The organism is Kitasatospora sp. NPDC059408 (assembly GCF_042751525.1).
In the GTDB taxonomy this organism is placed as follows: domain Bacteria; phylum Actinomycetota; class Actinomycetes; order Streptomycetales; family Streptomycetaceae; genus Kitasatospora.
The window spans coordinates 62451-76804 of the sequence record NZ_JBHYWI010000031.1; the positions used below are offsets into that span (position 1 = coordinate 62451).

14 protein-coding genes are annotated in these 14354 nt (G+C 75.0%); 3 read left to right on the forward strand and 11 right to left on the reverse strand.

The features are described 5' to 3' along the window. Positions 1–5: 5 nt before the first annotated feature. From ACFXDE_RS21700 to ACFXDE_RS21735, 8 genes are read right to left on the reverse strand one after another with little or no spacing between them, the layout of a single operon-like run. A complete protein-coding gene (locus ACFXDE_RS21700) occupies positions 6–1367 on the reverse strand; it encodes an MFS transporter (protein WP_380496492.1) in 1362 nt (453 codons plus the stop codon). Further along, positions 1367–2434: a zinc-binding dehydrogenase gene (locus ACFXDE_RS21705; protein WP_380496494.1), complete on the reverse strand. Its 1068-nt coding sequence runs from the start codon at positions 2432–2434 to the stop codon at positions 1367–1369. Before ACFXDE_RS21705 ends, ACFXDE_RS21700 begins: the two co-directional genes overlap by 1 nt. After that, positions 2431–3255, reverse strand: a complete 825-nt coding sequence (locus ACFXDE_RS21710; RefSeq protein WP_380496495.1) for a sugar phosphate isomerase/epimerase family protein — start codon at positions 3253–3255, stop codon at positions 2431–2433. Before ACFXDE_RS21710 ends, ACFXDE_RS21705 begins: the two co-directional genes overlap by 4 nt. Then, complete coding sequence (locus tag ACFXDE_RS21715) at positions 3252–4454, reverse strand: alcohol dehydrogenase catalytic domain-containing protein (RefSeq protein WP_380496496.1); 1203 nt, start codon at positions 4452–4454, stop codon at positions 3252–3254. Before ACFXDE_RS21715 ends, ACFXDE_RS21710 begins: the two co-directional genes overlap by 4 nt. After that, positions 4451–5440, reverse strand: coding sequence for an ROK family protein (locus ACFXDE_RS21720; protein WP_380496498.1), 990 nt, complete (start codon positions 5438–5440; stop codon positions 4451–4453). Before ACFXDE_RS21720 ends, ACFXDE_RS21715 begins: the two co-directional genes overlap by 4 nt. Beyond that, complete coding sequence (locus ACFXDE_RS21725) at positions 5437–6120, reverse strand: HAD-IA family hydrolase (RefSeq protein ID WP_380496499.1); 684 nt, start codon at positions 6118–6120, stop codon at positions 5437–5439. The genes ACFXDE_RS21720 and ACFXDE_RS21725 overlap by 4 nt, the downstream gene beginning before the upstream one ends. A 45-nt stretch (positions 6121–6165) precedes the next feature. Next, positions 6166–7023, reverse strand: coding sequence for an SDR family NAD(P)-dependent oxidoreductase (locus ACFXDE_RS21730; protein ID WP_380496500.1), 858 nt, complete (start codon positions 7021–7023; stop codon positions 6166–6168). Next, positions 7020–8267, reverse strand: coding sequence for a sedoheptulose 7-phosphate cyclase (locus tag ACFXDE_RS21735; protein ID WP_380496501.1), 1248 nt, complete (start codon positions 8265–8267; stop codon positions 7020–7022). The genes ACFXDE_RS21730 and ACFXDE_RS21735 overlap by 4 nt, the downstream gene beginning before the upstream one ends. Positions 8268–8597: 330 nt before the next feature. On the opposite strand from ACFXDE_RS21735, the gene ACFXDE_RS21740 reads away from it, so the two are divergent. Next, complete coding sequence (locus ACFXDE_RS21740; RefSeq protein WP_380496502.1) at positions 8598–9059, forward strand: hypothetical protein; 462 nt, start codon at positions 8598–8600, stop codon at positions 9057–9059. A gap of 5 nt (positions 9060–9064) precedes the next feature. After that, entirely contained in the window at positions 9065–9973 is a 909-nt protein-coding gene (locus ACFXDE_RS21745) for an alcohol dehydrogenase catalytic domain-containing protein (RefSeq protein WP_380496503.1), read from the forward strand. Positions 9974–10002: 29 nt separating this feature from the next. On the opposite strand, the gene ACFXDE_RS21750 is transcribed toward ACFXDE_RS21745, so the two are convergent. The 3 genes from ACFXDE_RS21750 to ACFXDE_RS21760 form a co-directional block, all read right to left on the reverse strand. Beyond that, the gene (locus ACFXDE_RS21750) at positions 10003–11178 is read right to left on the reverse strand and encodes an MAB_1171c family putative transporter (RefSeq protein ID WP_380442273.1); all 1176 of its coding nucleotides are present in this window, start codon (positions 11176–11178) and stop codon (positions 10003–10005) included. After that, complete coding sequence (locus ACFXDE_RS21755) at positions 11175–11630, reverse strand: hypothetical protein (protein ID WP_380496504.1); 456 nt, start codon at positions 11628–11630, stop codon at positions 11175–11177. Before ACFXDE_RS21755 ends, ACFXDE_RS21750 begins: the two co-directional genes overlap by 4 nt. A 410-nt stretch (positions 11631–12040) precedes the next feature. Beyond that, positions 12041–13495 (reverse strand): DHA2 family efflux MFS transporter permease subunit, encoded by a 1455-nt coding sequence (locus ACFXDE_RS21760; protein WP_380496505.1) that lies wholly within the window; start codon positions 13493–13495, stop codon positions 12041–12043. 127 nt (positions 13496–13622) lie between these two features. On the opposite strand from ACFXDE_RS21760, the gene ACFXDE_RS21765 reads away from it, so the two are divergent. Next, complete coding sequence (locus ACFXDE_RS21765; RefSeq protein WP_380496506.1) at positions 13623–14207, forward strand: TetR/AcrR family transcriptional regulator; 585 nt, start codon at positions 13623–13625, stop codon at positions 14205–14207. The last annotated feature ends 147 nt before the right edge of the window (positions 14208–14354 follow it).

The following is a 14354-nucleotide window of genomic DNA, read 5'->3' on the forward strand; positions in this document are numbered from 1 at the left end:
CGTATTCAGCCGCGCCGGCCCTGCGCGTCGCCCCGGGGATGTACGCCGGATACGCCCCCGGGCCGATGGCCTGGGAGGAGCTGACATCCGCCGGCCGATGGGCTGCGCTGCTGCTCGACGGCCTCCGGAGCGCCGGCCTGGTTCGCCTCCGGGATCGGGCGACGGAGCGTCACGGCGAGCAGGACGGCCGTGGCGAGGGCCGTCGAGACGGCGGGCAGCCAGGCCGGGGAGCCGTCGAGCAGGGCCGCGCCGAGTGCCGAGCCGCTCGCGATGCCGATCTGGAAGCCGGTGACGTAGATCGAGGACGCGCGGTCGGCGTCGTCGCCCGCCAGGCGCATGATCCCGGTCTGGAACACCGGCCCGGCGGCGGCGAACGCCCCGCCCCACAGGGCGACGGCCACCGTGGCCACCGCGGCGGCGACGGCCCCCGGCAGCGGGGCGGAGCCGAGCAGGAGCAGGCCGACGCCCGCGGTGAAGGCCGTCATCGTCGCGGTGGCCGTCCGGCGCGGGGCGGTGTCGTTGTGGCGGCCGACGAGGAACGTGCCCGCGGCGCCGGCCAGTCCGAAGACCGTCAGCAGGGTGACCACGGACCCGGCCGAGCCGGTGATGCCGGCGACGAGCACGGAGAAGTAGGTGTAGCTGAGGAAGTGCGCGGTGACCAGCACGAGCGCCACCCCGCACAGCGTCAGCACCGCGCGCCGGTCCATGCGGACGCCCTCGCCCGTCCGTGCGGGCGCCTCGGCGGGCCCGACCTCCGGCCGCCGGCGCAGGGCCCACGCCAGGGCGCCCGTCACGGCCGCGGTGGCGAGCGCGAGCAGCAGTGCCGTGGCGCGCCAGCCGATCAGCTGCCCGATCAGGGTGGTCCCGGGGCTGCCCACGATCGACGCCAGGGTGGCGCCGCCGAAGACGGCCGCGGTCGCCGTGCCGACCCGCTCGCGCGGCACCAGTCCGGCCGCCTCCGGGGCGATCAGCGACCACAGCACTCCGTGCGTGAGCGCGGCGGCGACCCTGCTGGCCACCATCGTCGGGTAGTCGTGCGCGAGCGCGGCCATGAGCTCGGCGGCGAGCAGGACGAGCAGGCAGACGAGCAGGGCCGTGCGGCGGGAGACCCGCGCGGCGAGCGCGACGGTCGGAATGGTGACCACGGCCGCGACGACGGCGTAGCCGCTGAGCAGCAGCCCGATCCGCCCGGCCGGGACGCCGAGGTCGTCCGCCATGTCCTGGAGCAGGCCGACGGGGAAGACCTCGAAGGTGACGTAGACGAAGGCGGCGGCGGCCAGGGTGGCCAGCCGCGCCGCCGTGCGCGCGTCGATCCGGGCGGGGCGGTCCGCGCCGGGACGGTCCGCGCCGGGGTCCGTTCCGTTCATCAACTCACCAGCGCCGCTGCGGTTTCGGCCATGCCGCCCGGCTGCTCCGCCCCGATGCGCACCAGGACCTTGGGCCGTCGGCGGTCCGGGGACGCGAGGTGGGCGAACGCGGCGTCCAGGGACTCCACGGATTCCAGCGGGAACACCCGGTCGACGAGCGGGTCCAGGTCGACGGCGCCCGACTCGACGAGCTCCACCAGCCGGTCCCAGTAGCCGACCCCGGACAGCGCGGCGTGCAGCGTGACGTCCTTGATCACCAGTGCGGCGGCGTCGAAGCCGTCGACGGGGTGGTGGGGCGTGCCGAGCTGGGCGATCCGGCCGCCCGGGGCGACCAGGCCGACGGCCGCCCGGACGGCGGCGCCGCTGCCGGAGGCCTCCACCACGGCGTCGTACGCCCCCTGGTCCCGCTCGCCCGGCGCCGCCAGGGCGGGCAGGCCGAGGGCGGCCGCGAGCTCGCGGGCCGCGGGGTGCGGGTCGAGGACGACGGTGTCCGCACCGAGCGCCCGCGTCACCTGGGCCGCGGCGAGTCCGAGGGTGCCGCCGCCGAGCACGGCGACCCGGTCGTGCGGGCCCACCGCGATCCGGTCCACCGCGTGCACGGCCGCCGCGGTGGGCTCCAGCAGTGCGGCGGCGGTGTCGGACAGGGCGTCGGGGATCCGGGTCAGGGTGTCCACCGGGGCGGTCAGCAGCTCGGTCCCGGCGCCGGGTCGGGGCCCCAGCACCCCGATCTCGCTGCGGTCGGGGCAGTAGCGGATCCGGCCCGCCCGGCAGGCCGGGCAGCGCCCGCAGACCCGGAAGTTGTGCCCGGAGACCCGGCGTCCGGCCCAGCCGGCGTCGACGCCGGGGCCGGTCCCGCACACCGTGCCGACCCACTCGTGGCCCGGGACGAACGGGTAGCTCTTGAGGCCGTCCCGCAGGTAGTTGCTGGTGCCGTCGAAGAAGCCGAGGTCGGTGCCGCAGAACCCGAGCAGGCCGACCCGGACGAGCACCTCGCCGGGGCCCGGTACGGGCGGGTCGACCTCGGCGATCGTCACCGTGCGCGGTGCGGTCAGCAGGATGGCTTTCACGGGGCGTTCTCCCTGGGAGCGGTGTGACGGGCGTGCCGGGTGTGACGGGATGCCTCGCGGCACGCGGTGACGTCGGCGCGCAGGCGGCCGGGGGCCCGGCGGTAGTCGTTCTCGACGAGCACCGTGCGGGCGCCGGCGTGCCGCAGCAGGTCCGGCAGCTCGGTGCGGATGCCGCGCCAGGTCGTGGGGCGCGAGGGGTCCTTGACGTGCAGGTCGGGCAGGAGCAGTCCGGCCGTCGCGACGGCGCGGGCGAAGCCGGCGGGCGGGGTGCCGGCGTCGAGCAGGTTGCCGGTGTCCAGGACGAGGCGCAGGGCCGGGTGGCCCACCGCGCGGGCGAGGGCGAGGCTGTCCTCGGCGTCGAGCGGTGACTCGTAGGCGAGCGTCAGCCCGGCCGCGTCGGCTTCGTCGCCCAGGGTTCGCAGCAACTCGGCGGTCCCGGCGCGTAGGTGGGGAGTGACGGGCAGGCTGCGCCGGAAGCCCGGGACGTGCAGGACCCGGGCGCCCAGGCGCAGGGCGCACTCCAGGGCCCGGCGCAGCAGGGCGAGGGCGGCGGGGTTGGCCGTGCCGTCGGGGAGGGCCAGGCCGAGGTCGTTGGCGTGGTTCACCGCCAGGACGGGGACCGGCAGCATCCCGGCGATCCCCCGGGCGGCGGCGAGTTCGGCGGGGTCGTCGAGGAACGGGCCCCGGTGGGCCCCGCCGAAGTCCAGGTGGAGCGCGTCCGCCCCGGCCGCGAGCGCGGCCCGGGCGGCGGCCGTCCGGTCGTCCGCGATCCGCCACTGCGGTGCGGCCACCGCGTGGGCGGCACCCGGGTGGGCGGTCACCGGCCACCTCCGACCCCGTACTGCCGGTCCCGCGGCGGTGCCACCCGGATCGCCGCCTTGAGGACCCGGCGGCCGTCCGCGACGCGCCGCCGCGTGGTCAGGACCGTGTTGACGAGCTCGGCGGCCCCGTCGAGCCCGACCTCGTGGGTGAGGACGTCCCGGCCCAGCGCCTCGCGCGGGGCGGTGAGGTGGGCGACGGCCTCGCGCAGGTGGTCGCCGGACACGCCCCGGTGGCCGTGCAGGAGCAGCGGACCGGCGGGCCGGGCGAGGCTGGTGGCCCGCGGCGGCCACGGCGCGCCGCCGCAGTGCTCGGCGCGCACCGCCGTGACGTCGACCGGGCCGGCGGTCAACTCGACCGGGCCGGCGGGCAGTCCGGCGTGCACGTCCACGACCAGTGTGCCCGGCACGAGGCGGTCCAGCGCCCGCAGGGCGTCCGGGGTGCCGGTGCGCGGGGTGGCGATCACCGCGGCGACCGGTCCGGGCAGGGCGGCCAGCAGACCCGGCAGCGCGGGGTCGTCCGGGTGGACGGCGCCGTCGCCGTGGCCGGCCAACAGGACGCGCAGGCCCGGCAGTTCGCGCGGCCACAGCTCGGTGGCGAGGCGGCCCACGATGCCGTCCCCCCAGACGACCAGCGAGGCCGGGCGCACCAGGTGGAGCGTGGTGCGCAGCCCGTACAGGACGGAGGCGAGCGGCTCGGCCAGCGAGGCGACCCGAGGGCGCACGGCGCTGTCCGGCACCGGGACGACGAGGCCCGCGCGCACCGCCGACGCCGGGATCCGGGCGAGCTCCGCCCACAGGCCGGGCAGGTTGTGCCCGAGCAGGAACGACGGGTCGTCCGGGTGTGTGGGGTTCACGGTGACGGGCGTGCCCGGGGCGAGCCCGGTGTCGCCCGGCTCGACGACGTACGCCACCCCCTCGTGCCCGAGCACCGGGGTGGGGTCGTCGCGCAGGCCGCGCAGGATCTGCCAGTCGGTGCCGCAGATGCCGGCCACGGCGGGGGCGAGCAGCGCGTCGCCTGGCCGCAGCGCGGGGGTGGGCACCTCGGCGACGTCGACGAGGGTGCGGCCGTGGCGGTCCGGGGCACGGCGCACCAGCGCGCGATGCGTGGCCGGGGTCGGGGCGCCGGTCGTGTTCGTGGCGTTGGACGTGCTCGCGGCGCCGGCCGGGCGCACCGGGCTCACGGTGCTCGCCGCGCTCACCGGGCGATCCTCGGCGGCCAGTGGCCGATGCGCTCGGCGCCGCGCAGCGCGTCCACGTCGCCGGGCCCGCACAGCACCAGGCGGTCGTCGAGCCAGGCCCGGCCGTAGCCGCGGGCGGCGTACGAGGTGGAGGCGGCCAGGCGGCGGCGCAGCTCGGTGGCGTAGTGCGCGCCGAGGCCCTCGACGACGCCGCCGCCGAGCCCGAGCAGGTCCAGGTGCGGGTCGAGGCACCACAGGGTGCGGATCAGCTGGGCGACCGGTTCGACGCACAGGCCGAGCAGCCGCCGGGCGGCCGGGTCGCCGGCGTCGAGCGCGCCGGGCAGCCAGTCGGCCACCCGTGCGGCCTCCGGCAGGCCCAGGCGTTCGGCGACCCGGACGAAGCCGGGGCCGGCGGCGAGCGAGGCGAGGTGGTCGGGGCCGCCGCACTCGCACGGCAGCCCGGCCAGGTCCGGCGGGCAGGCGACGGTCAGGTGCCCGACCTCGCCCTGCAGGCCCCACGCGTCGACGGGGATCACCGTCCGCTCCAGGTCGGCGGTGCGCAGCGCGATGCCGCTGCTGACGGTCAGGTAGGCGACGCGCCGGGTGCCGGGGCGGGCGTGGTTGACGGCGAAGTCGGCGAGGGCGGCGGTGACGTCGTTGACGAGGGTCCAGGTGACGTCCGGCCGGTGCTCGCGCAGGGCGGCCATGAGGTCGTACGGCTCGTCCGCCGCGCCCCACAGCGGGGCCGAGCCGTGGACGACGCCGGTGAGGTGGTCGATGGCCGCGCCGAAGGAGACGGCGGCCCTGGCGCCGGGCGGGGCGGCCCCGCCGAGCAGCTCGACCATGTCCCGCCGCAGGTCCGCGACGGCCCGTTCCGGGTGCCGCAGCCGGCTGGGCGCGGGCACCCGCTCGACCGGGCTCCCGGGGCCCCCGGCGCGCCAGCGCACCCAGGTGCCGCCGACGTCGGCGGCGAGGGTGGTCGCGGCCGGGGCCGTTGTCCCGGTCACGGCCGCACCAGCCGGCCGTCGGCGACGGGTTCCGGCACGGTGAGCGTCACGCCGGGGCGGGACGGGTCGGCCGGGGCCACCGCGAAGCCCCGGAAGTCGGGGTGCCGCTCCGCCTCGTGGTCGTGGTCGGCGCAGCCGCCGATGACCACCGTGCGCGCGCCGGAGGCCAGTCCGGCGCGGATGCCGGCGGGGGAGTCCTCGAAGACGACGGTCTCCTGCGGTTCCACGCCCAGCCGCCGGGCGGCGAGCAGGTAGCCCTGTGGGTCGGGCTTGCCGCGGGTGACGTCGTCGGCGCTGACCAGCAGCTCCGGTACGGGCAGTCCGGCCGCGCCGAGCCGCACTTCGGCCAGTCGGCGGCTCGCGGAGGTGACGACCGCCCAGGAGCCGGGCGGCAGCGCGGCGAGGAGCGCGGCGGCGCCGGGCACCGCCGCGATGCCGGCGGTCTCCGACTCCTCGTGCGCGACCAGCCGCCGCGTCTCGGACGCCGCGAGCGGCGCGTCGGCGACGAAGCGGTGCACGGTCTCGCGGGTGGGGCGGCCGTGGGCGTAGGCGAGGACCTCGGCGAGGTCCAGCCCGTGCCGCCCGCTGAAGTCCGCCCAGGTGGACTCGACCAGGGCGGTCGAGTCCACCAGGGTTCCGTCCATGTCGAACAGCAGTGTGTGTGCCTGGAGCTGTGGCACGGGTCCTCCTCGACGTCGTGCTCGGGGAAAGGGAGTCGGGCGCGCTCAGACGCCGGACGGGGGCGATGACACCGCGCCGGACGGGGACGGCGGGCGGGACGGTGACGGCGCGCCGGACTGGGCCGGCGGGCGGGACTGGGACTGCGGGGTCCCTGCGCGGACCGGCGTCCAGCTCCGGTCCTCGTGCACGACCAGCGCCTCGCCCGCGTGCGGCACCCCGCGCGTGCGGGCGAGTTCGGCCGCGAGCGGCCCGAAGTGCGCGGGCGTCATGTAGGCCCCGTAGTCGAAGCCCGCCGGCCGGCGGGCGCGGATGCCGGGGGTGTCCACCATCCCGGCGGGCAGCGCCTGGACGAACGTCACCTCGGCGGGGTCGGTCTCCTGGGCGACGGAGCGGACCAGCGAGTCGGCGGCGGCCTTGGTCGCGGCGTAGCCGGACCGGTTCGGGCCCGCGTTGTAGACCACCTCGGAGGAGATGTGCAGGAACAGGCCGGGGCCGGCCGCGCGCAGGGCGGGCAGCGTCTCCTTCAGGGTCCACGCCAGCCCGTGCACGTTGACCGCGAACTGGTCCAGCCAGTCGGCCTCGTGGACGTCCGTGAAGGGCTCGCGGCGGTCGGTGAAGTACACGGCCGAGTAGCAGACCAGGTCGACCCGGGCCGGGATGCCGGAGCGCAGGGCGGCCCGCGCCGCGTCGCCGTCGCGCAGGTCCAGCGGGTGCCAGGCGAGCAGGTCGGCGCCGGGGCCGGCGGGCCGGGAGCGGCTGAGGACGTGGGTCTCGACGCCCTCGGCGGCCCACGCGTCGGCGACGCCCCGGCCGATGCCGGTGGACCCGCCGATCACGACGGCGGTGACGGGCCGGGCCCCGCCGTGCGGGGCGCTCACGCCCACCTCGCTGCGCTCGCTCACGCGCTCACCCGCGCGTAGCCGGCCGGGGTGTGCCCGGCCACCGCGGCCTTGCGCCGCAACAGCGCGGTGGCGGCCCGGAGTTCGGCCGGGGTGACGTCGTTGACGAAGTGGTGCCGGCCGATCCCGACGGGCAGTGGCAGCCGCTGGTGGCCGTCGCGGTGGCGGACGGTGTCGAGCAGGGCGGCTTCCAGGAGCGCCGGGTCGGCCAGGACGTCGTTCCACACGGGCAGTCCGAGCGCGGTGGCCACGCGGTAGATCCGGTCGGCCTGCTCCTCGGAGAGGTCGCCGCGCAGGGTGGCCAGCGCGGTGGTGAGGGCCATGTCGATCATGACGGCCTCGCCGTGCAGCAGTTCCGGCAGCGCGTGCATCTCGACGGTCGGGCTGAAGGTGTGCCCGTAGTCCACGCACCGCTCCAGGTGGGACTCCCACAGGTTGGGCTGGAGCTCTTCGAGCATCAGGTGGATGGCCTCGGCGACGATCGCGTCCGACGCGGCGGCCAGCTCCCCGGTGGAGCCCTGGAGCCGGTCCGCGTGGACGGCGGCGCCCCAGGACTCCAGCAACGCGAACAGTTCCTCGGAGCGGATGAGGGCCATCTTCATGATCTCGGCGAGGCCGTTGCTGATGTGCCGCGGCGCGAGGCTGCGCAGGAAGGTGCGGTCCAGGAAGGTGGCCGTCGCCGGGGCGTAGGTGCCCAGGCGGTTCTTGCCGAGGCCGTAGTTGACGCCGGTCTTGACGCCGACCCCGGCGTCGACCAGGCCGATCAGCGTGGTGGGGATGCGGATGTACGGGGTTCCGCGCCGGTAGAGGCTGGCGGCGAAGCCGACGATGTCGGTGAGTACGCCGCCGCCGATGGCGAGGACCGGCTCGCGGCGGCGGTCGATGCCGAAGTCGTTCATGGCGTCGACCACGCGCAGGACGGACTCCCACTCCTTCACGGGTTCGTCCGCCCGCAGCGGCAGCATCGTGACCGCGACGCGGTGGTAGGTGAAGTAGTCGCGGATCCGGCCGCCGTAGAGCTTGTCGACGTTCTCGTCGATGACGACGAGGCGGCGGTCGCCGGCGCGCATGGGCGCGTCCGGGCAGCCGTCGAGGAGGGCCGTGTTGTCGAGCGCGAACAGGTGGTCGGAGCTGACGACGTGGTAGCGCACCTGGCGGACGGCCTCCACCGTCCACGCCGGGCCGCCGGCCCGGCCGTCGTCGACGCTGTGCCGCAGGCCCTGGGTGAAAGTCGTACCGCTGCGCATGTCTCCTCCGGATTCGGAAGGGTTCGGGCGGTCCTGCGTCCCCGGCCTCCCGGGGCTCCTGCGCCCTGGACTGCCAGGGCTCCCGCACCCCGGGTGGCCGGGGCGACGCAGGACCTTTTCACAGGACGATTGTCTCTGTGGCGATAGCAAACGCCAGTATATTAGCACTTGCTACCACTATATTGGCAGGTGTGTTGATGAGGTGGCGCTGGTGTTAGACTTCGAGAACCTCGGCGACTTCACAGGCGAAGCGCTAGCGTCTACCCTGCCGTCACCGAACGTCGCGCCGAGTCGTCCCGACCCGAGGCGCCGGAGCCCAGGGAGACGGACATGGCCACGTTGGCGGAACGCCTCAACGCGTGGTTCGCGGATGCAGCCACCACGGACACCGTGGGACGCCGCCGGGAACCCTCCACGTCCGAGGTCGCCCAGGCGATCTCCGAGGACCCGTCCCACGACGTCACCATCTCCAGGAGCTACCTGGCCGCCCTGCGCAACGGCTCGCAGACCAACCCCACGATCAGCGTGCTCGCCGCGATCGTGCAGTACTTCCGCGCCCGCCCGATGACCCTCCCGGTCTCGGTGGGGGCGCTCATCAACGAGGAGACGGCCGCCGACGCGGCCGACGACCCGGCCTGGGCCTCCGTCCTCGCCGACCGGCAGGTGCGCTCGATCGCGATGCGGGCCGGCGGGATGACCCCGGAGGTCCGCGAGCAACTACTGTCGATCATGGACGCGCTGGACGCCCCGAGGCCTCCGGCGCCGAGTCCCGGGGAGGACACCGCACGATGAAGGCCGTGGGGATCACGCGCACCGGAGGCCCGGAGGTACTCGGCCTCCTCGACCTGCCCGAACCGGACGGGGACGGACTCGTCATCCGGGTGGCGGCCGCCGCCGTCAACCCCGTGGACCTGGCCACCCGTTCGGGCCTGATCCCCACCGCCCTCCCGGCCGTCCTCGGCTGGGACCTCGCCGGCACCGTCGCCCACGCACCCGCCGGCTGCGGCTACACCGCCGGCGACCGCGTCATGGCGATGACCGCCCAACTGGGCACCGGTGTCGGCAGCATGGCGGAGTACGTCCGCTTCGACCCCGAGTACGTCGTCCGCGTCCCCGACGCCCTGGACCTCGTCGACGCGGCCGCCCTGCCGCTGGCCGGCGTCACCGCCGTCCAGGCGCTGCGCCGCACCCCCGTCCGGGCCGGCCGCCGGGTGCTGCTCGTCGGCGCCCAGGGCAGCCTCGGCGGACAGCTCGCCGTCCGGCTGCTCGACGAGCCGGACACCACCACCGACCTCCTCGTCCGCCCCGGCGACGCCGAGGCCTGCCGGGCGCTGCGCCTCGGCCGCCCGGGCGGGGGAGCGGTGCTGACCGACCCGGCGCGCGTCGAGGCGAAGGCCTACGACGTCGTCGTGGACGCCGGCGGCGCCCCGGACCTGATCGAGGCGGTGTGCCCGGGCGGCACGTTCCTGACCCTCGTCCCGTTCGCCGCGCCCGACCCGGCCCGCCGCCCGGACGTGGAGTTCGTCCTCCACGGTGTGGAGCTGGACCGCGCGGACCTGGCCGAGGTGGCCGCCCACGCCGCCCACGCCGCCCGCGACGCCGGTGTGCGGCCGCGGACGACCGTCCTCCCGTTCGCCGACGCGCACGAGGCGCACCGGCGGCTGGAGGCCGGCGGATTCCGGGGCAAGTTCGTCCTGATGCCGTAGGGCCTGCCGCGGCGTAGCCGCCCGGGCGGCTACGCCGCGCCCGTGCGCTGGGCCCGCAGCGCCCGCAGCTCGCGGGAGATCTCGATCAGCCCGACGAGGTCGCTCTCGTAGTCGTCGGAGGCCTCGCGGGGCCCCGGGATGAACAGCGCGTTCGTCTTCGGCGCCGCCTCGCCCAGCGACTGCGCCCCGTACAGGAGCAGCGCGCGGTCGACGATGCGGGCCGCCGCGCGCGGATCCTTCGGCAGACCGTCCCCGCCGGGCGCCAACTCGTCGGCGGCGAGCCGGAGGTAGGGGCCGAGCCGGGTCAGCCCGTCCCGGCACTCGACGTACCGCCGGTACGTCGCCGAGGCGTAGTCCGCGACGGGCCCCAGCTGCCGCCCGACGAAACTCCGCTGGTCGAGGATCAGTTCGGGGTAGAAGACCGCCACCCGCTGCCACAGCGCCTCCAGGCCGTGGTACTGCGCGCGGTGGTCGCGCCGGTCCCGCCGGAGCTGGAACAGGCCCACGAAGAACGGCAGGCTCAGCCCCGCGCACACCACGATCGTGGCGGCGATGCCGAAGCCGAAGTCCTCGTCGTACGTCACCGGCGTCCCGGGCGCGCGCAGCCCCGGCAGGTTGACCCACAGCACGCGGAAGACGCAGCTCAGGTCCAGCCCGATCAGGCCGGCGGCGATGACCGCCAGGGACCATCTGCGCAGCGGGTGCCCGGCGCGCGAGTGCCGCAGGGCGAGCAGGGCGCACGCGGCGTACCCGGAGAACAGGAAGACGTTGCCCAGGTCGTAGAACACCCGCACCCGCCAGTCGAGCAGGAAGTGGCTGGTCAGGGTGTGGTTGCGGAGCGGCGGCGGCAGCAGGACGGTCATCGCGACCATGCCCGCCAGACAGGCCGCGCACAGCAGCACCTCCCACGAGCGCCCGGCCGTACGGCGGTTGATCGGGCGCTCCCGCAGGAACGAGACCATGAGGCAGAGCCCGACCAGGACCAGCGCGTTGTAGCTGCACTTGGCGACCCCGGCGGTGGTGCGCCGGTCGAGGAGGGCGACCAGGCGGGGCTGCGCCAGCAGGTTGCCCAGCCCCATGAACAGCAGCGACAGGCTCAGGTGCAGCCGCATGGGATCGCGGAAGCGGCGGCGGACGAGCGCGGGGAGCGTCCAGGCGGTACCGGCGAGCAGCGTGACGATGGCGACGCAGTCGAACGCCCTCACGTCAGCCCGTCGGTCAGGACCAGGCTGTTGTACACCGAGGGCTGCCAGGGCTCGTCGATGCCGTAGCGCTGCGCCCGCCGCCCGAGCGTGATCGCGTGCCGCATGATCGTGGAGGCGATGACCTCGGCGTCCCGCTCGTCCCGGTCGGAGTAACACCCGTGCGGCCCGGCCTCGGTGGGCCGTCCGCCCGCGAGGTCGTACGCGACGATGTGGCCGACCTCGTGCAGGATGATGTGGGCCTGGTGGGCCTTGGTGGTGTGGGACTGGTAGACGATGGCGTCCTCGTGCGGGCGCGATATCAGCATGCCGAACGGCCCGTCGACCGGCAGCTCCCACGGCATCAGCCGGATCGGCGTGCCGCGGTCCTCGCCGAGCCGCTCGCACAGCTCCGCCGGGTCGAGCGGCACGGGCAGCTCCAGCCGCCGCATCAACCGACGGCTGTGGGCCTGCAAGTGGGCGTCCCGGCTCCGGCCCTGGCGCGAGTCCCTTAACCGCCGATAGGAGTCCCGTACACGCCTGCTGAGCATTGCTTTCCCCCGCGTTGATCTCTTTAGGCCTTACCCAAACCTACGTCAGCAAGTGGGCTCCACCCAGATTTCCCAATCGAACGTAACGAAAACGTAACGCCATGTAATGGACAGGGCAACCGGGTTCGGGGCCGACGCCGGGCGCGCCGGGCCGGACGTGTACGGGCCGGGCGCGCTGGGCCGGGTGTGCCGCGCCGGGCATGCCACAGTGCCCCCGGTCCCGCGGGGGCGGCGGGGATCGGGGGCACCGAGGGTGCCGTCCGTCGTGGTGTCGGGGTGCCACCGCGACGGACGGCGTCGTGGGGCCGGGCGGTCGCCCGGCGGGTGGGGCGGGGTCAGGCGGGCTGCGGGGCGGCCGCGGCGCGCTTGGCCTTCTTCTCGGCCGCGGTGAGCAGCAGGGTCGGCGTGGTCGCGGCGACCGCGACGCCGAGCACCCACCAGAAGGAGGTGCCGAACGCGGAGGCCTGGTCGGCCTGGTCGGCCGCGCCGGACAGGTGGTTCTGCAGGATCACCGCGAAGATCGCGGTGCCGACCGAACCGCCGACCCGCTGCAGCACGCTGAGCTGGACGGTGGCGTCGCCGATCTTCATCGGCGAGACGGCCCGGTAGGCGGCCGTCATCGCGGGCATCGCGCACAGGCCGATGCCGAATCCGCGCACCACCATCGCGGTGCCGAGGTACCAGTAGTTGGTGTCGGAGCCGATGGCGACGAAGGGGAGGGTGGCGACGATGCTGACCATGCCGCCGATGAAGGAGGTCGGCCCGCTGCCCAGCTTGTCGATCAGCCGCGCGCCGAGCACCATCGCGATGGCGGCGCCGCTGCCCTGCGGGATGAGCAGCAGGCCGGTGTGGACGGCGTCCTCGTGCCGGACGATCTGGAAGTACAGCGGCATCAGGATGATGGCGCCGAACACCGCCGCACCGATGGTGAAGGTGGTGAGCGAGGCGGAGCTGTACGCGGCGTTCTTGTAGAGCCGCAGGTCGACGAGCGGGTTCTCGACGGACAGGGTGCGCAGGACGAAGGCGAGCACCAGGGCCGCGCCGACCACCAGGGAGATCAGCACCTTGGCGGATCCGAGGGACCCGGTGGTGCCGGCCTCGGCGAGGCCGTAGGTGAGGCCGATGCTGCCCAGCACGATCAGGGCCAGGCCGAGGAAGTCGAGCTTGCCGGCCTCGCTCTTGGTGTCGCTGGGCAGGAGGCGGATGGCCAGGTAGGTGGCCAGGATGCCGATCGGCAGGTTGATGAAGAAGATCCACTGCCAGCTGTAGTGCTCCAGGATCAGGCCGCCGACGGTGGGGCCGACCACGGGCATCAGGATGGTGGGGATGCCGATGGTGCTCATCACCTTGGCCATCAGCGCCGGGCCGGACTTGCGCATGAGGATCATCTGGCCGATCGGCATGGTCAGACCGCCGGCCGCGCCCTGGATCGCCCGGAAGGCGATCAGCTGCCCGGTGTTGGAGGCCAGGCCGCAGGCGATCGAGGCCAGGGTGAAGACGACGATCGACGCCGTGTAGAGCCGCTTGGCACCGAACCGGGTGGCCGCCCAGTTGCTGGCCGGGATCACGGCGGCCAGGGCCAGGAGGTAGGCGGTGACGACCCACTGGATGTCGGCCAGCGAGGAGTCCAGTTTGAGCGAGAGCGTGCGCAGGGCGACGTTGACGATGGTCGAGTCAAGGAACGTCATGACCGAGCCGAGGATCACCGCGGTGATCACCTTCTTGAGCTCGGGGGAGAACGTCGTGGCCTGTGGCGGTGCGGGAGGTGCGGTGTTGGCGTCGGTCGCCATGCGGGGTCACTTCCTCGGCGGGGTGCACGGGTAATATGTGGAGCACTGCTCCAGAAGCATATGGAGCAGTGCTCCGATTTTCAAGGCAGAACTTTCACAGCAGAAGTTCCAAGGCAGAAGGAGTGCCATGACCGAGAAGACTCCGGGCGGGGAACTGCGCGCCGACGCCCGGCGCAACCGAGAAGGCCTGCTGGCGGTCGCCCGGCAGGTCTTCTCCGAACAGGGCACGGACGCCTCGCTGCGGGACGTGGCCCGCCGTGCGGGGGTCGGGATCGGCACCCTCTACCGGCACTTCCCCACCAGGGAGGCGCTGCTGGAGGCGATCCTGCACAGCGGGTTCGAAGGGCTGCGCACCTCGGCCGACGAACTCGTCGAGGCCGAGCCGCCGGGCGTGGCGCTGACGCGCTGGCTGGAGGAGTTCGCCCTGCGGTCGGGCGCGTACCGGGGCCTGCCGGCCTCCGTGATGTCCGCGCTGCACGACGAGGGGTCGGAACTGCACGCCTCCTGCAGCGCGATGTACCAGGCCGCCGCCCGGCTGCTCGCCGGCGCCCAGGCGGCCGGAGCGGTCCGCACGGACGTCGAGCCGGAGGACCTGTTCGCGGCGGCCGCCGCCGTCGGCTGGGCCGCCGAGCACACCGACCCCAAGCGCGCCTCCCGCATCCTGGCGCTCCTCAACGCCGGGCTGCTCAGTGACGGGCGTCCCACGCTCTGATCCCTCGCGTAGGTGGTTTCGCGGATGTGCGGCGGTGCGACAACTGGAAGGCTTGCTGCCGTGACCGGTTGGGTCCACCGTGCTGCGACGCCCGGTCACGTGCTGGCGACGGCCGCGCTGCCCGTCCGGGTGCCGCGTGCCGTCCGT